Source organism: Paenibacillus psychroresistens, from assembly GCF_009728935.1.
GTDB lineage: Bacteria > Bacillota > Bacilli > Paenibacillales > NBRC-103111 > Paenibacillus_AC > Paenibacillus_AC psychroresistens.
Window position 1 is genome coordinate 6,950,056 of record NZ_CP034235.1, and the last position, 17,883, is coordinate 6,967,938.

The window sequence follows — 17,883 nt, forward strand, 5'->3', positions numbered from 1 at the left end:
AATTTATCGCTACAGATCTAAGTTAGTTGAAGTAACTGTCTGTAGAGATATTTAATATCGCTTGGGTGGGAGTGGGAGCTGGGAAATTGGCTTAGTACCGTGCTGTAATAAGAAGAAGCCGAAACTCTCCTTTTAGCAAGGAAATTGTCGGCTTCTTCTTTATTGTGAGTCTATTGGTGTAACAGCATCTTTGAGGAGCAACTCCAGTTGTGCGCGGTGTTCCTCTGTCTCAGCATGCTCCCAGCCAAAGTAAGCTTCCATAAATGAGATTACCGCATCCTTATCTTCATGCACCGCTCTAATATCAAAGTACAATTCACCGGTCCGTCGCACGAAATAATCAGCAGGTGTAACCACCATTTCATGTTCAATGGCGTAATACAATGAAGCTAATCTTGCTTTGGATAGCTCTGTATTTTGCGGAAGACCTTTGTGGTTATCCAGCATAGCGAATACTAGCTCAGCATTCGAACCATACCTTCTAACCAATTGCTCGGCTTCGCTTCCAGAGTAGCCAGCTTGAATTCCTTTGGCTATTGTACGGCTAATAAATTGTTCATAATTCTGAGAACCGCCTACCTCACCGCCTGATAGCTTAATCTGCGAAGTAGAACTTCGCGGAAACCTGCGAACTGCTGTAGCAATAGCTTCTGCTGCAAGATCTACCACGCGTTCTGCCATTTTGCGATAGCCAGTTAGCTTGCCGCCTGCGATAGAAATTAGCCCTGAAGCGGAAATAAAAATCTCATCCTTACGTGACAGCTCGGAAGGCGATTTACCCTCTTCGTGAATCAACGGTCTCAACCCAGCCCAGCTGGATTCAATGTCCTGCGCAGTAAGCTCCAGTGTTGGGAACATGAAATTGGCTGCAGCGAGAATGTAATCCCGATCCTCCACTGTCATCTGTGGATGTACAATATCTCCTGTATAGGTTGTATCCGTTGTCCCAATGTAGGTTTTGCCATCCCTTGGAATTGCAAAAACCATACGTTTATCTGCTGTATCGAAATACGTAGCTTGCTTTAATGGAAACCTCCGCTGGTCAAACACCAAATGAACTCCTTTGGTTAATTGAACATGCTTACCTTGCTTGGAGCCATCCACTTCACGGATCGTATCCACCCAAGGTCCGGCAGCGTTAATCACACAATGAGCTCGAATTTGCTTGACCGCTCCAGTAAATTGCTCCTTCACCTGCACGCCTGCTACCTTGCCGTTCTCGACAATAAGCTGCTCCACGCGGCAATAGTTCACCGCTATAGCACCACGCTTCACAGCTTCCTTCAGCACCTCAATCGTTAATCGCGCATCATCTGTACGATATTCCACGTAGTATCCGCCGCCCTTAAGACCTTCTTTGCGGAGCAGCGGCTCCAGCTGCAGTGTCATCTCGCGATTTAACATTCGCCGCTTTTCGCCTTTCCTCACGCCCGCTAAGAAATCATAAACCTTCAGTCCCAAAGATGTAGCCAGCTTGCCAAACGTACCGCCTTTAATTATCGGCAGCAGCATCCATTCTGGCGTTGTGACATGCGGCGCATTCTCATAAACAATCGCGCGCTCCTTGCCGACCTCTGCAACAATCTTGAACTCCAGCTGCTTGAGATAACGCAGACCGCCATGGACAAGCTTGGTGGAACGACTTGAGGTTCCCGCTGCAAAGTCCTGCATATCTACCAGTGCCGTTTTCATCCCGCGAACGCTAGCATCAAGAGCTATGCCTGCACCTGTGATGCCACCTCCAATGATCAGCAAATCAAACGTTTCCTGCTCCATGGAGGCTAAAATTTCGTTACGGCGCTTGCCTGAGAATTCTGTAGATTTATCCATTATGCTACCATCCTTTGGGGGCTTATGCTCAATGCTTGCTCTATGCCTTATACCCAATTGCTGCATGCACGGCTTTTTTCCAGCCCTTGTATAAGTTCTGTCTGGTTTCTTCAAGCATCTTAGGCTCATAGTAATGTCCCAATTGCCACATTTGCGTAATCTCATCCTTATGACCCCAAAAACCTACAGCAAGACCCGCTAAATAAGCGGCGCCCAATACACTTGTTTCACTAACTGCCGCTCGTTCAACAGGTGTATCCAGCATATCGCTCTGAAACTGCATCAAAAAATCATTCATTGATGCTCCTCCGTCTACACGCAGGACCGTAATCGGAATTCCCGAATCCTGCTCCATCACAGTTAATACATCCTTCGTTTGGTAAGCAATCGATTCCAAGGCGGCACGCACCAAATGGTCCTTGCCCGTACCACGCGACAAACCAAATACCGCTCCACGCACATCACTATCCCAATAAGGGGTGCCTAGACCGACAAAAGCCGGGATCAGATAGACTCCCTCAGTAGATGTAATTCGCATAGCGCTTGCTTCCGTATCATTAGCCGAATCAATCAGCTTAAGCTCATCCCTTAACCATTGAATCGTCGAGCCAGCCGAAAAAATACTGCCCTCCAGTGCATATTCAACCTTGCCGTCTATTCCCCAAGCAATTGTCGTAAGCAAGCCATGCTGTGACTTAACCGCTTTTTCACCCGTGTTCATCAACATGAAACATCCGGTACCATAGGTATTTTTGGCCATACCTTTCTCAAAACAAGCTTGCCCGAACAAGGCCGCTTGCTGATCACCTGCTGCACCAGCAATAGGTATTCGACAGCCATCTAGATACGACTCAGCAGTATGGGCGTATATCTCTGAAGATCCATGCACCTCAGGCAGCATTTGCCTTGGAATATCCAATAGCTGCAATATAGCTTCATCCCATTGCTGCTCATGAATATTGTAGAGCATCGTTCGCGATGCATTCGAATAATCCGTCACATGGGCCAACCCACCTGACAGATTCCAGATGAGCCAGCAGTCGATTGTGCCAAACAGCAGTTCACCTTGCTCCGCTCTGGCACGAGAACCCTCGACGTGATCGAGAATCCATTTGATCTTCGTTCCCGAGAAATAAGCATCCACCACTAAGCCTGTTTTCTCTTGAATCATCGTTTGATGGCCATCCGCTTTGAGTGCATCACAAATCGCCGAGGTTTGCCGTGATTGCCATACGATCGCTGGATAAATCGCCTTGCCTGTTGCCTTATCCCAAACAATCGTTGTTTCGCGTTGATTGGTAATACCGATAGCCGCGATTTGGTCAGGCGTTGCTCCCGATTTTCGCAGCACCTCTGTCATCACATTCAGCACAGATTGCCAGATCTCTGCAGGATCGTGTTCAACCCAACCAGAATGGGGAAAGTACTGTCTGAATTCCTGCTGAGCCAGATGAACAGGCTCCCCTTGATGATTGAACAATACAGCACGCGAGCTCGTCGTTCCTTGGTCAATGGCCATTACAAACGTTTGTTTCATAGAACCTTACCCCTTCACTGCCGATCCCACCGTCAAGGCATTCTCTACCTGCCTGCTAAAGAACATATAGAGGAGCACAGTTGGTAAGCTGGCTATAGTCATGGCTGCTCCCATTGCTCCCCAATCTGTCGTGAATTGACCTTGGAAGAACAATAAGCCGAGCGGCAATGTTTTTAAGCTTTCTTTGGTAATTAACATAAGTGCAATCGTAAATTCATTCCAAGCATTCAAGAATACAAAAATAATCATCGTTGCAATCGCTGGTTTAACAATCGGGAGAATAATACGTCTAAAGGTTTGATAGATGGAAGCTCCATCGATACACGCCGATTCTTCAAGCTCAATGGGAATAGTCCGAAAAAACCCATAAAAAACGAGCGTGGAGAAGCTGAGGTTGAAAGCAATATAAGGGACAATCAGCGCAGCCAGTGTGTTCGATAAATGAAAGTCCCGCACCAGTATGGCCAGTGGAATAATAATCACTTGAATCGGTACGAATAATCCGATAATAACATAAGTACGGGCAGTTTCTCTAAATTTCCAAAACATTCTCGCACAAGCATAGGAAAACATCACTGCAAGCGTAATAGTTCCGACAACCGTTAATACAGAAACCAGCATACTATTGAAAAAATATACCGGAACATTAAACCGTGTCCATGCCTCCACGTAATTCTCAAAACGAAGATGAGTCGGGAAGCCAAACGGATTGGTCACAAAAATCTCATTATTATTTTTTAAAGAATAGAAAATCATCCATATCAGTGGATAAACGGATATTATCGCGTAAGCCCAGAGGAAGATTTGGAAAAACGGTTGGTTTTTGCGTAATTTCATAGCCCAGCTCATAGCGTAAATTCCTTTCCGGACAGAGTTTCTTGAACATTAATTAGGATCAGCATATGCTTAATAGGTGATTCTTTCTCTTGCAATCAACCGATTAATCGCCAGAGTGACAATTAGACATTCAATGACGAGAAATGCGGCCGCTGCGCTGCCATAGCCAAATTCGCCAACACGGAAAGCGGAGCGATACATCAAGTAAGTCAGGGTATAGGTTGTTGTACCTGGACCACCGCTGGTCATAATGAACATATTGGCAAAAGCATTTAAGCCGCCTGTTACAGCAAGCACCAAACAATATTTATAGGTTTCCGACATAAGCGGAATCGTTATTTTCCAATGTGCTTTCCAGCCCTCTGCACCATCAATTCGCGCTGCCTCCAGATATTGCTCAGGCACGGACTTGGCTGCTGCCAGCAGCAATGCGAAATGATACCCCATGAACTGCCAGGCATTCACTAGCGCAATCACATAAATCGCTGTTTTTTCATTAGTCAGCCAATCTTGACGATACGATAAACCCAAGGCTTCGAAGATTTTATTAAAAAGTCCATATTCGCTGTTATACATCGCTAACCAAAGCTGACAAACTACTGTGATCGATAGAACAACGGGAATAAAATAGCTGATTCGCAGGATTTTCTTGCCTCGGAATTTGGCATTAGCAATCGTCAAAGCTAGAATCGTGCCGATCCCAATTTGCAGCACAGCCAGAATACCGGCAAATACCAGCCCATTATATAAAGCGGTATAAAAAATGTGATCATGAAACAGCTGCTTATAATTATCCAGAAAAATAAATGTACCTTCCGACAAGCCATCCCACTCATAAAGGCTGCGGAAAAACACCTGCAGAATCGGGTAAAATACGATGATTGAATATAACAGCAGGGTGGGCACAATAAAGATCGCAATCGCCAGCTTATTCCCCATAAAACTCTTCATTAACAGTTCCTCCCGTACCTTAAAATACATTCACACCGGCTATTAAAAACCGGTGTGAGTTGTATAAGCTAATCTGGTTTACTTAATTGCATTTGCTAAATCTTTAACAAAATTGTCTGCTGAATAAGCGCCTGTCATCAGGTTTTGTGAGCCGTCTTCCAAAGCAGCTTTAAATTTAGGATTCGATAAGCCCCAAGCAAAAGCAGTTGTGCTAGTAATGTTCGGGATATCTTTAGAAAGCTGCTCCATCATCGCTGGGAAAGCTTTTACTACTGGAATGTCTACTTTTGTAGCTACGATCGGGTTAGCTCTTTGAGTGTATTTGTATTCGGCATACTTCAACGAAATGAAGCTTGCCACCTTAGCTGCTAGTTCTTTATCCTTCGTGTTAGCTGAAACAGCATAACCACCTGGACCACCGCTGCCGCTGAAGGCATATTTGGATTTCTCATAGCTTGCTGCATCAGCCGCAGGATAGTACATATAAGCTGCTTTATCGCCTAAAGCTTTAGTTGCCGCTTCAATTTCCCATTGCCCATTAATGAACATCGCTGCTTTGCCTTCATGGAACAAGGCCGCTGCTTGATCATAGTTCAAGTTAGTTGCTCCTTTTGGAAGCAAACCGGCTTTCACTAAGTCAATTATATTTTGTGCTGCCGATTTATAAATCGGGTCGGTTACTTGTGTTTTGCCTTTGTCTAAATCAAGAATACCTGCTGGGCTGTAGCGTGATGCGAAAATATCATATAAGGCCACATCCGGCCATTTCTCTTTTGCGAACAAAGCCATAGGCGTAATGTTAGCTGCTTTAAATCCTTTAACCGCAGTCATCATTTCATCGTAAGTAGTAGGCACTTTAATGTTATTTTTCTCGAATAGCTCTTTGTTGTAATATAACAAGATCAACTCATTACCCGCATATGGAAAGGCGTAAGCATGACCATCTTCTGTGTACAAAGTGTTCATTGCGCTTGGCTGCATTTTGTCTTTAAAGCCAAATTTATCAACATATTCATCTAACATAAGAATGTTATTGGATTTTTTGAAGGTATTGATTTGATCCAAGCCTGCTTGGAAGATATCCGGCAAATTGCCTGTTGCTGCATAAGTCTTTAACTTCTGTCCATCATCCTGAGCTTGAATTTCAAGCTCTAATTCAACGTTTGGCATTTCTTTCTTTAATTCTGCCACTGCATAATCATAGGGAGTCTTAGTATCTTCGTCAGCGTATTGCGCATAAATGCGTAATTTTACCGGCTTATCTGCTGGCTTATCTGTTGGTGCTGCCGTTGCTGCTGGTGCAACTGATGCTGCTGCATCGCTCGATGGCGCTGCTGTATCTACTGCATCCTTAACACCGGCGCAAGCTGCCAATACGATCATAATGCTGAAACATAAAACCACTATTAAAATCTTTTTCATTGTGAAACCTCCCTGATATTGTTTAGGAACAATTATGAGTATACAGGGAAACAGCCAGCTAATTAATGCACAAAACGCTGTGTTCTTGGATTATCTGCGCATCCTCTTAGTCGGCTATTTCTTCGAATTTTCATACTCGCTGGGGGAAGACCCATAATATTTCTTAAAGCAGCGACTGAAATAAGCCGGATCATTATAGCCAATTTGCTCGGCAATATCTGCTAGCTTGCTGCTTCCACGACTCAGCAGCTCTTTCGCTTTCTGCATCCGCACATGAGTTACATAGTCGGTTAGGGTCATGCCAATTTCTTTTTTAAACAAGGCACGCAGATAGCTGGAGTTTACGAACACATGCTTAGCAACCTCCTCCAACTGGAGCTCCGGATCCGAATAATGCTGCTCAATATAGAGCTTGGCTGCCAAAGCCATCTTGTTGGATTTGGTTGGTTTGTGCAGCTTCGTATACTGAATGGAAAGCTGAAAAAGCGCGATTATCCATTGCTGCACAGCTTCTATCGATTCATGCTTCATGATCTCATTATAGGGAAAAAAGTCTTCACCGAAGCAATCCTCAATCGGATGCCCTTTCTCTGTCACATACGACAAACATAAGGAAACCAGTCCCATACAAATCACATACGTATAATCAATCGACAGTCGCTGCTGCCGAATTTGCTCGAAGATCAAATTAAGCTTTATATGCAAAGCTTCCCATTCACCCATTCGTAAATGAATCAGTAATTGCTCACTCGTCTCCATAGAAATAAACCCGCTTGTCACGGTATTATTCAGCTGTTGCCCATATTCAATTAAGCGGTCATTGCCAAGAATAAACTTCTGCTGAAGTGCCTCCAATGCCTCCAGATAGGAAGCGCGAATCGTTTTGTAGCCTGATTTTTTGCTGCTCACGCCTATTGTCACTGTAAATTTAAGGTATTTTTTTATCAAGGCGCATAGTTGGGCATACCCTTCTAGATACGACTTTCGTTCCTCATTTTCACGCTCAAATTCAAGAATGCAGATAATGCGGCCTTCCGGACCATTAAACACATAATGGTTGCCAGATATCTCCATCAGTTCGTTGAGAATATTCGTAACCGCATATTTCCACAGCAGCTTCTCACTGGCTTTATTCCATTTCTGATCTAGATTATCTATCTCAATACAAGTCACCTGAAAGCACTTGGAATAAGGGGTAAAGCCAATCCCCTCGAGCTTTCGCTCCGTAATCTCATCCTTATCATTGTAATCACTGCCAATCAGCTGATTCAGAATTCCTTCCTTCAACAGGGCCAGATTGTCTTTAAGCGTTAAGCTAACCTCCTGCGCTTCAATGATGCTTTTCTGCAGCTTAAGCATGGTCAGAATCAGCTCTTCCTTGGAGAATGGCTTGAGAATATAATCCTCCACACCTAATCTCACTGCTTTTCTGGCATACTCAAATTCACTGTGCCCCGTAATCAGCACAACTCCCATTCGCGGATAGCGAGCCTTCAATTGCTCGGTCAGCTGCAGCCCATCCATAAAAGGCATATTAATATCGACCAAGGCGATATCCGGCAGATGAATAGGCATCAACTCAAGTGCTTCCACTCCATTCTTCGCTTCACAGCAAATCTCAAAATCATAATCTCCCCATGGAATTGCCTGCCTTAAGTAATCACGAAAAATAGCTTCATCGTCGACAATCATAATTTTCTGCATATCATTCACCTTGGAAATCGAGCGGAATTCGTACCGTGACAACCGTCCCTTTTCCCCTTTCACTGTCTATGATCAACCCATAATCCTCGCCAAAATACAGTCTTAACCGATGGTCCACATTGTGCAGCCCATAAGACATTCCCTGGGCTTGCCCGCTTTCATTCGTTTGCAAAACCTCTGCCAGCTTATCCGCATCCATACCTACACCGTTATCGATAATTTGCAGCTTGATCCATTCATCCTCCAAATAAGCCTTAACCACTAGGGCTCCCATTTCCCCCTTTTCCTTTAAACCATGATAAATTGCATTTTCCACTAAGGGCTGCAGCGTTAGCTTGAGAATGGAATGCTTCAGCACGGCGTTATCCACATCAATCGTGTAATCAAATACATCGGAATAACGAATTTGCTGAATCGCTAAATAATCCTTCACATTGCGCATTTCCTCTTCAATCGTAATACTATCCTTGCCTTTGCTTAAGGTAACTCGATAGAAATCTGCTAGTGCTTTTGTCGTTTTCTGAACATCCTTCACTCTTCCCAGCTCCGATAGTGCATAAATAACATCAAGCGTATTATATAAAAAATGCGGCTTTATCTGGGCTTGAATCAAAGCAAGCTCGTATTCGCGCTTCTTCTTCTGTTCAAGCTTAATGTTGGTCAGCAGCTGGCTGATTGTCCGATTCATCGTGTTAAACCCCGACGCCATTAGGCCCATTTCATCCTTCGAATTGACCTCCATCACCACATTCAAGTTCCCTTCGCTAAACCGTTTCATACTCTTAGAAAGCTTTATGATCGGATTGGAAATTAGCTTGGACAAAATGCCTGCTGCCGAAACAGCAAATATAAAACAAACAACGCCAATCATCAGAATCAACAAAGCAATTCTTTCGGTCTCCGCCATCAGCTGACTCATCGGAATTACACTTACCATTCTCCAACCAAGCCGCTCGAACGTACTGCTAGCCAACAGCATTTTCCCGGCAGCAATCTGTTGAACGTCCGTCCGCTCCTCATTGGAGATAATCCATTGCCTGAGCTCTGTATCTGCAACTGGCTTCAATAAGCTTTGGGAATCCAGTGACGAGACTACAGTTCCGTTCACATCCGTAATAAAATAATCCCCTTCTCCGTTTCCAAGATTAGTCCGATACACCGATGAAAGTGAGCTCTCTCTGATATTAAGAAATAGAATACCTAGTTCTTGGCCTGTATTGATATTAAAGATTTTTTTACCTAAGGTAATTACTGGTTCATTAGCCTGCTTAACGAGGAAATCACGCTTCTCCATGGGGAACCAGCTATTGCGTCCATTGGTTTTCTGCGTTTCCTCATAAAGCTTACTTGCAAAAGCAGCTTCTGCATTAGCTTCAATTTCCGGGGTTGTTCCATATAACTGATTTTGTGTATCTAGTAAAACGGCTGATTCGACATCTGGAAATACCAGCAAAGCAAAAGCCAGTTGGTTGGTAATCTGTGTATAACGCTGTAAATTGTAATTATCGTCTGTTGGTAGATCGGTTAAAGAAATGATTTTATTTAAATTTAACGTAAGCATGGCTGCACAGCTTTCGGCATTCGTAATAATCCCATTGAGCCGGGTTTGAATGAGGAAGGAGGTATCAGCCACGCTTTTTTTCGTTTTCTCAATAGTTGCATTGGAATAAACGATGCTTGATGTGTAGCCAAGTACAAGCAAAGGTATTAATATCAAGGGCAAATAAACCAAAAAAATCTTCGAACGTATGCGTCGATCGTGAAACCATTGGAAGGCATGTGCAAAGATATGCATGGTCTATCTCCCTTATTTCGAGTTAATGGAGTTCATTATACAACAAAAAAACCATACAAGACATGAAGTCCTGATGGTCTTATATAATTGCTGTTTACTAATTTTATTGCTTCCTGCTGCGCTCATCTATCGTATTAAGCTGCTCTACATGATATTGCATGTCTGCAAGAATCCCCACAACTTCACTATTAATCGTCGTTTCGACCTCTTGGATTTTGCTTAAATCCGTTTGCGTCTTTTGCTGGCTTTCCTTGATTTCATTGAGTTCATTGCCAAGCTGCAGCGTATCGATTGCAATTTGTTTAACTCCGTTTGATATCTGAATAATATTGGACGAATTCGTCGTAATTCGTTCCTTCACGGTATTCATCGTTTCTTCAAAGGAAGTGAAGGAGGAGAAGCTCTCATTGATTTTATCATCAATCGCTTGCAGCTGCGTGGTGATATTCATCGCCGAATCCTTCGTATCATTAGCCAGCTTGGTTACTTCCTGTGCAACAATCGCAAAGCCTTTACCATGCTCACCCGCTCGCGCTGCTTCGATCGAAGCATTGAGTGCAAGCACCTTGGTTTGGCTCGAGATCTTAGTAATCACTCCGCTCATTTCATTCACAATTTGCGTCATACTGATTAATTCGTCCATTAAACCACGTGTTTTAAGGATATTCCCACTTAAAATATCATTCATTTGCTGAATATTAGTGAATTCATCTGAGGTCGTATTAAGCTTCAAGCTATATTGGTTAAGCTCTTCATATTTATCATGATAAGAACCAACGAATCCATCCAGCTGCGCATAATTCTTCAAAGAAACATTCTTTAAATCTTCCATATGGCTGAGATTACTCTCCACGTTCTGGGTGACATAGGTAGCGGAGCTGCTCGCATAACTCAAAGTCGCTTTCATATTCGATAAAAAAATCGGCAGCTCATCATCCATCGAATGATGGTTATTAGCAATGGATAGAGTATCAATAATTTCGAGAATCTCTTGTGCTGAAGGGCGGTCGGACTGATTTTCACCTATGTAGGAGTAGCGTATGTTTTGTTGTTCATCAATGATATAAGTGCTCGGAATAGCGATGCGAAATGAATCCCATTTAATCGGTGTAAAAACCTCATAGGCTTTAATGACTTCTCTGGTTTCATCAGAAAGAATCGGGAATTTAATCTTAAAGCTATCGGTGTAAACCTTAATCCCCTTTAAATTCTGACCCGCAATGGCAATTAGATTAACCCCTTTTTCGAGGAATCTTTCATAAAATGCATTTAATTCCGGCATTTGCTTTTGGCAATTCTGACACCAGGTGCCCCGCAAAAAAACAATCACCAGCGGCTTGCCTTTATAATCCTCTAATGACTTGATCCCTTGTGTAGAATCCAATTTAAATGGAGCTGCTTTCTTACCGATTGCCAATCCCTTTTTCGCCATCTTTGGACACTCCTATTCAGCTATTTAATTGTAAACTTACTTTATTAATCGTAGCTGAAATCGAATTGGATTGCTATCCTTATTATTTATTTTTCCGCCAATCCATGCTGCTGTTTTCAAGTAAATATTCAAAATCATTATCAAGTCTCTTTTGCTCGACTTTTTTGGCTTCCAGTGCTTGTAATCGCACTTTTTCCTGCTCAGCCGCTTCAGCTGCTTTCATTTGATCCACTTGATCTTGCAGCTTCTTAATAATATCTGGATTCAAAAGATCTTTTAATGTAGCAGGTTTATCTAGATTGGTTGCCTGTTTAGGAGCATTATGTGTCTTTTTCTTCATCCTCTTCATCTCCATTAGATCATTTTCGCTTTTTTCCAGCCACCGAAGGAATAATACAAGCAAGTTACAACTACAGCCATCCCGAAGCTAGCCGGAAAGCTCCACCAGAGTGCATTAAAGCCATACTGATCGGCAAGATAATAAGCAAGTGGGATTCGGATGACCCAAAGTGCTGTAAATGTAATTAACAATGGCACCATAACAGAACCAGTGGAACGGATAACCCCCGCAACAACCATATAAACTCCAAATAATACAAAAGCAGCCAAGGTCCGATTATTAATCTGGATCCCGATCTCAATTGCCGGACCATTAGAAGGCAAAAACAACGACAATGCTTCACGGTTGAATACATAGATAATCCCCGCAACAACGCCTGCCATCAGAAAATTGTATATAACCCCGATCAAGGTCGTCCGATGCACCCTATCCCATTTATTAGCTCCTATATTCTGTGCAGTTATCGACGATACAGCAGCACCAAGCGCCATGGCAGGCATCTGGATATAGCTTGAAAGCTGCATCGCAGCACCATTAGCAGCGGCTGAATCGGCCCCAAAGGTGTTGACAAGATTAATTAGAGCAATTCCGCTTGAGGAGACTACAATCATTTGCAGCCCCATCGGCAGACCTTTTTTAATTAATGCACTTAATATTTCACGGTCCAAACGAAGCAGATACAGCTCATCCCGCTTAATTCGCAGAAAGTACTGTTTTCTATATAGATATATAATCAATAGCACCAAGCTTACAACCTGAGCAATCACCGTGGATAATGCTGAACCGGCAATCCCCATCTCAGGAAACGGACCCATTCCAAAAATAAACAGCGGATTCAACCCAATATCAAGAAAAACTGCAAGCAATAAAAAGTAAAATGGAGTCTTCGAATTGCCAGAGCCACGCAGCACAGTCATCACATAGTTTAAGCCAAACATAAACGGAATCCCTAGAAACATAATCCGCATATAATCCAATGCAAACGGCATAACCTCGGTTGGCGTATTCATCCAAACCAAGATATGCGGCGTAAACACAGCCCCTAGTGCTGTAATGAAGATCGAAAGAATAACAAAGAATACAGCGCTTGTTCCGACAACCCGCTTGGCTTTGTCCACATCCTTAGCACCGATACTCTGACCGATTAAGATCGTAGCAGCCATCCCAATTCCGAAAATCGTACTTAAGAGAAAAAACATAATTATATTTGCATTTGAGGTTGCAGCCAGCGCATTTTCACCAAGAAACTTCCCTACCCAAATGGAATTAACAGATCCATTGAGCGATTGCAGCACATTTCCCAGCAACACAGGCATCGCAAAGAAAAACAATGTACTGGCAATCGGCCCTGTAATTAATTTATTATCTATTGGTCTCGCATTAGTAGCTGCTTCACTCAATGTAAACATCCTTCGTTACGGTTAACGTCCAACAATTAGGATTGCTCGATATCCGTTTAGTCGTTTTACTCATTGTAAAACAACTATGAAGGAATTGCCATTAAACCTCATACAGCTTGGAATGGGTAATGTGGTATGCTTATTGAAGAAGTCGGCTTCTAAAATACTTATCTGGAGGTTTATCCACTATCATGCCCAAATTAGTTTTTTTCTTAGGCCCTGCTGGCGCTGGCAAGACCACGCTTGCTAAACTGCTGGTGAAGAAGCATCGCGCCGCTTTCTTCGATATGGATACCTTATCTAGACCTGCAGCAGAAACAATCATGACCCTATCTGGATTAGATCCAAACGATCGAGATTCGCCTATATATAAGCAATATTGCCGTGATCTTGGTTATAGAATAACGATGGATGCTGCGCTTGAGAATCTCCAGCTTGGAATAGATGCTGTTGTAATTGGCCCTTTTACTAAAGAGCTAGAGGATCCTTTGTGGATTGAGCTAGAGCTCTCGAAGCAAGGATTGTCTTTGGAGACTGTTGAGGTTAAGGTGCTGTTTATCTATCTACCCGATGATCAGGCTTATCGTGATCGTCTTGAGGAGAGAAACTCTGCTTTAGATGATTGGAAGCTGGAGAATTGGAGCAGCTTTAGTCCGTCTCTTATCCGCAGAGAAATTCAATGGAAGCTGCCTCCGGCATCGATTCTATATTTTGATAATTCTGAAATGTTAACTCAGGGTATTCCGTTGATTATCGAGGAATTTGTTTATGGGGAGTAATGTTCATCTGCTGTTTTTGATCGTTGTTTTTATTTCTTTTGACTGTTATCCCTTTGGCTCAGCATTCCTGTAAGGCGTTAAATTTGGTGCAGAGAGTCGTAATAAGGTCATGAAATGTACTTATACTTCGATCAGGCTGTCAGAATAAGTAGAATTTATGACCTTATTTGGTATGCTGAGATTTCCTCCCAAAACAAAAAAAGAGTAAAGAAGGAAAATCCCCTCTTTACTCCAGTGTCAGTTAATTTCTACGTTTTCTAACTAATCTTACTCCTAAAATTACAAACGCTAGACCTGCTACATAATAGGGCAATCGACTGGATTCACCTGTCTGTGGAAGAACACCAAGAGGAACTTCTTCGTCCCCTACGGTTATTATTTCATCAGGAGTAGGTGTACTCTGGGGATTGCTGCCTGCACCCGGTGCATTTGGAACACCTTCATTAACATCAGGTGTTGGAACGGCACCTGTAGGTACATCGTCATCATCCGATGTAATGATAGTTGGCGTTGCCGTCGGTGTGGCTGTCGGCGCTTCCGATGGCGTTGCCGTCGGTGTGGCTGTCGGCGCTTCCGATGGCGTTGCCGTCGGCGTGGCTGTCGGCGCTTCCGATGGCGTTGCCGTCGGTGTGGCTGTCGGCGCTTCCGATGGCGTTGCCGTCGGCGTGGCTGTCGGCGCTTCCGATGGCGTTGCCGTCGGCGTGGCTGTCGGCGCTTCCGATGGCGTTGCCGTCGGCGTTGCTGTCGGCGCTTCCGATGGCGTTGCCGTCGGCGCTTCCGATGGCGTTGCCGTTGGCGTTGCTGTCGGCGTTGCCGTTGGCGTTGCCGTTGGCGTTGCTGTCGGCGTAGCCGTTGGCGTTGCTGTCGGCGTTGCCGTTGGCGTGGCCGTTGGCGGCGGTGTCACAACCGAGCAAAGTGAGCTATCCGCTTCTGTACTCGTACGCTTCAATTTTGAAGCTTTGTTGGTACCTATAATATGTCCATTAGCTTGCAAGTGTGTCTGCAGCTGCCCTGTATATAAATCCAGTTGATATGGCGCGCAAACTGGAATATCTATAGTAATAGAATAAGAGCCTGCTGTAGAATACTTAATAGATTCTCCATCAAAATGGATTTGTGTTGCATAAGGTGCACCTGTGATCGCTGGTATTACTCCAGCCGGATATGCGTATGAGGAAAAGCTTACCTGCATACAATTGATAGTCGTGCTGAAAGCTACAGTGGCTGTTCCATTGCCATTATCGACGATACTAGAATTACTAGCTGTAAGCTTATCTCGGTCTGTTGAATAGCTGGTACAAGGTGCGGCGGCGCTTATCGAATCCTGAGTAAGCATTAAATCTTCTGCATTACCAATGGATCCAAAATTAAGCGACAACAGCATTGCCAACACAGACAATAGGTAGAATTTCTTCATCTTTTACTCCTTCTAGTTGTAAGTTTGAGTTTGAATAGGAGCCTAACTATGTACTAATCTAGCATCTTATCCTTTCTACAACATTCTATTCTAATTTTAACACAAAAAAGAAGCGTTGAAACAGCATGGGGTTAATTACCAAAACTGCTCTCAACACTCTCACTTTATGACTATTCCTATTAAACTTTCTTTGCTTGAGCAAGCTCCAGAAGTCCATTTTCAATACAGATTTCACTAGAAAAAGACTTCATTCCTACATCTGCAAACTTGATTTCAAGCACTTTACCTGCAAGCTTGATCACCATACCCAGTCCAAAAGTCGCGTGTCGAACCCAGATGCCTTCTGCTATCTCCGAAATCGCTGTAATGGCATTTATATTTTTAAGATGATATTCCTTTTTGGTTATTTTCTCAGCCGTTACTAGTTTAGGAGGGTCGATAATTTGCCTAACTCCATTAATAAAAGTAGATTCCTCGACCTTTTCTCCATCTTTTTTCGTATAGGATAGCAGCTCGAGCTTAATCTTCGCCCGTGTCATTCCCACATAGAATAAGCGAACAGCTTCTTCCATCAACGGCATTTGACCTTCGGCATTTTTCTTTTTATCATCCTCCGAGGGCATCACGCCTTCAATTAAATCAATCATATAGACACGCTTAAACTCCAATCCCTTCGAGCTATGAAAAGTGGATAAGGTCACTACATTCTGATGCTTGCTGGATTTCGCATTTTTCATCACCTGCTCTAAATGCTTCAACCGCTTGGCAAAAGACTCCATCGTAGGCAGTGTATCCGCAATTTCTTCCAGTGTATTAAGGATACCGATCAAATAATCCTTACGAAAGCCAAACCGCTCGCAGAGTTTTTCAATCGCTTTCTCGTAGCCTAATCTAGTACGAATCACTCGAATCGCTTCAACCGGAGGCATGCCTTTCATTTGCTGAAAGGTTTCTTTGCACTCTTGGAGAATCTTGCGCTGATAGTCCTGCAGCTGTACGTGGTTTAACAGGTTATCGAAAACAGACTCATTGTTGTCAATTTCCTTGAGCTGCTGAATTTGTTGCTTGGTCACATACCCGCTTAGTTTATTGTGAATTTTCTCCAATAGATCGGAACGCTTATCGGTAAAAGTCATCCGCATAAAGTTAAGTATATCTTCAACAACCCAATGAGAGAAAAACCGATTGTCCGCATCTTTAATATAGAAAGGGATACCCACACGTTCAAACTCGTTCATCAATGTAATCGAAGAAGAATTATTGCGAAAAAGCACAGCTACCTCGCCCAGCTCCCCGACCTCGCGAATCGCTTCTGCTAGATATTTGACCTGATGCTGATAGTCGGCAAAGCTTTGAATTTGAATGGGTTCCTTAGGAGCATTCACTGTAAACATATTTTTCTCATAACGGTTCTTATTGCGCTTTATAAATTGATTTGCCACATTAACTATATCCGGGGAGGATCGATAGTTCTGTTCCATGAATAAGGTAACTGCCTGCGGATAAACATCTTTAAAATTAAGTAAATACGCCGGTTCCGCTCCACGCCAGCTATAAATCGATTGATCATCATCTGCCACAACACTGAGATTCCCATGCTTGCTCACTAGCTTTTCAATAATTGCATGCTGCACCAAGGAAGTATCCTGACTTTCATCCGTAAGCACGAAGTCATATTTTTGCTGGTATTTGCTTAATAGCTTGGCATCCTTCTCAAAAGCCTCGTTGCCGATCGTCAGCATATCATCAAAATCTACTAGCAGCTGGCTTGTACCTGATCGTTTGAAAGCTTCATATTCTAGTAGAATTTGCTCGGCTTTAGGCACATCACATTTAACCAAAGCCCATTTTTCAACGGGAATAAGTTTATTCTTAATGTAGCTAATGTAAGTACTCAGCTCTTCCATCTGATCATCGGTAATAGGCTCGCCCGCAAGCGTGCTAAACAATCTCCGGAGAATGAATTTCTTGTGCAAGGGCTGATGATCCGCATTCCAATTGGATTCTTCGGTTACATCAAGGCTGCCCTCGATCATTTTGAAATTCGTTCTAGTACTGCGATAATACTCTCGAACTACCTCAAAAGCCAAGCTATGAATAGTTGAAAAATCAATTGTCGGGAGTCTAGGAAAGAAACGACTGAAACGCTCCTTCATATCAAGAGCCGATGCCTTACTGAACGTGACCGCCTTAATTCTTGCTGGATCAACACCTGAAACCTCTATAAGATAGCCAATTCGCATAATAATTGTTGTCGTTTTACCTGATCCAGGAGAAGCTAACAGGAGCAGTGGTCCAGTGCCATGAAGCACTGCCTGCTTCTGCACTTCATTTAAAGTAACGTTTAATTCTTGTTTTTTACGATCAAAAAATTCTTCACTTGCTTCCATATCTGCTGTTCCCTTCTAAACCGGTGTTTCTTTTCTTTATTCATAATTC

At 43.3% G+C, this 17,883-nt stretch carries 13 protein-coding genes; 1 reads left to right on the forward strand and 12 read right to left on the reverse strand.

Annotated features, from left to right (window positions below; translation table 11 throughout):
* Positions 1 to 159 precede the first annotated feature (159 nt).
* The 10 genes from EHS13_RS31260 to EHS13_RS31310 form a co-directional block, all read right to left on the reverse strand.
* A complete protein-coding gene (locus EHS13_RS31260; RefSeq protein ID WP_155704121.1) occupies positions 160 to 1,830 on the reverse strand; it encodes a glycerol-3-phosphate dehydrogenase/oxidase in 1,671 nt (556 codons plus the stop codon).
* Positions 1,831 to 1,870: 40 nt separating this feature from the next.
* Complete coding sequence (gene glpK, locus EHS13_RS31265) at positions 1,871 to 3,367, reverse strand: glycerol kinase GlpK (protein ID WP_155704122.1); 1,497 nt, start codon at positions 3,365 to 3,367, stop codon at positions 1,871 to 1,873.
* Between the two features lie 6 nt (positions 3,368 to 3,373).
* Complete coding sequence (locus EHS13_RS31270; RefSeq protein ID WP_227013621.1) at positions 3,374 to 4,204, reverse strand: carbohydrate ABC transporter permease; 831 nt, start codon at positions 4,202 to 4,204, stop codon at positions 3,374 to 3,376.
* Between the two features lie 69 nt (positions 4,205 to 4,273).
* Positions 4,274 to 5,155 carry a carbohydrate ABC transporter permease gene (locus tag EHS13_RS31275; protein ID WP_155704124.1) on the reverse strand — a complete coding sequence of 294 codons (882 nt, stop codon included), beginning with the start codon at positions 5,153 to 5,155 and terminating at the stop codon, positions 4,274 to 4,276.
* Positions 5,156 to 5,233: 78 nt separating this feature from the next.
* Positions 5,234 to 6,577 carry an ABC transporter substrate-binding protein gene (locus EHS13_RS31280; RefSeq protein WP_155704125.1) on the reverse strand — a complete coding sequence of 448 codons (1,344 nt, stop codon included), beginning with the start codon at positions 6,575 to 6,577 and terminating at the stop codon, positions 5,234 to 5,236.
* A gap of 114 nt (positions 6,578 to 6,691) precedes the next feature.
* Positions 6,692 to 8,323 carry a response regulator transcription factor gene (locus tag EHS13_RS31285; RefSeq protein WP_155704126.1) on the reverse strand — a complete coding sequence of 544 codons (1,632 nt, stop codon included), beginning with the start codon at positions 8,321 to 8,323 and terminating at the stop codon, positions 6,692 to 6,694.
* On the reverse strand, positions 8,283 to 10,076 hold the full coding sequence (locus tag EHS13_RS31290; RefSeq protein WP_155704127.1) for a sensor histidine kinase: 1,794 nt from the start codon (positions 10,074 to 10,076) through the stop codon (positions 8,283 to 8,285). The genes EHS13_RS31285 and EHS13_RS31290 overlap by 41 nt, the downstream gene beginning before the upstream one ends.
* 103 nt (positions 10,077 to 10,179) lie before the next feature.
* A complete protein-coding gene (locus EHS13_RS36490) occupies positions 10,180 to 11,508 on the reverse strand; it encodes a redoxin domain-containing protein (protein ID WP_193571458.1) in 1,329 nt (442 codons plus the stop codon).
* Between the two features lie 82 nt (positions 11,509 to 11,590).
* Positions 11,591 to 11,848: a YqkE family protein gene (locus EHS13_RS31305; protein WP_155704128.1), complete on the reverse strand. Its 258-nt coding sequence runs from the start codon at positions 11,846 to 11,848 to the stop codon at positions 11,591 to 11,593.
* Between the two features lie 14 nt (positions 11,849 to 11,862).
* Positions 11,863 to 13,248 (reverse strand): MATE family efflux transporter, encoded by a 1,386-nt coding sequence (locus EHS13_RS31310; protein WP_405083598.1) that lies wholly within the window; start codon positions 13,246 to 13,248, stop codon positions 11,863 to 11,865.
* Between the two features lie 191 nt (positions 13,249 to 13,439).
* On the opposite strand from EHS13_RS31310, the gene EHS13_RS31315 reads away from it, so the two are divergent.
* Positions 13,440 to 14,027 carry a P-loop nucleotide/nucleoside kinase family protein gene (locus tag EHS13_RS31315; protein ID WP_155704130.1) on the forward strand — a complete coding sequence of 196 codons (588 nt, stop codon included), beginning with the start codon at positions 13,440 to 13,442 and terminating at the stop codon, positions 14,025 to 14,027.
* A 241-nt stretch (positions 14,028 to 14,268) separates the two neighbouring features.
* Here EHS13_RS31315 and EHS13_RS31320 read toward each other — a convergent pair whose 3' ends face one another.
* Both EHS13_RS31320 and EHS13_RS31325 read right to left on the reverse strand, forming a co-directional pair.
* Positions 14,269 to 15,444, reverse strand: coding sequence for an LPXTG cell wall anchor domain-containing protein (locus tag EHS13_RS31320; RefSeq protein WP_155704131.1), 1,176 nt, complete (start codon positions 15,442 to 15,444; stop codon positions 14,269 to 14,271).
* A gap of 179 nt (positions 15,445 to 15,623) precedes the next feature.
* Entirely contained in the window at positions 15,624 to 17,834 is a 2,211-nt protein-coding gene (locus tag EHS13_RS31325; protein ID WP_155704132.1) for an ATP-dependent helicase, read from the reverse strand.
* Positions 17,835 to 17,883: the final 49 nt, after the last annotated feature.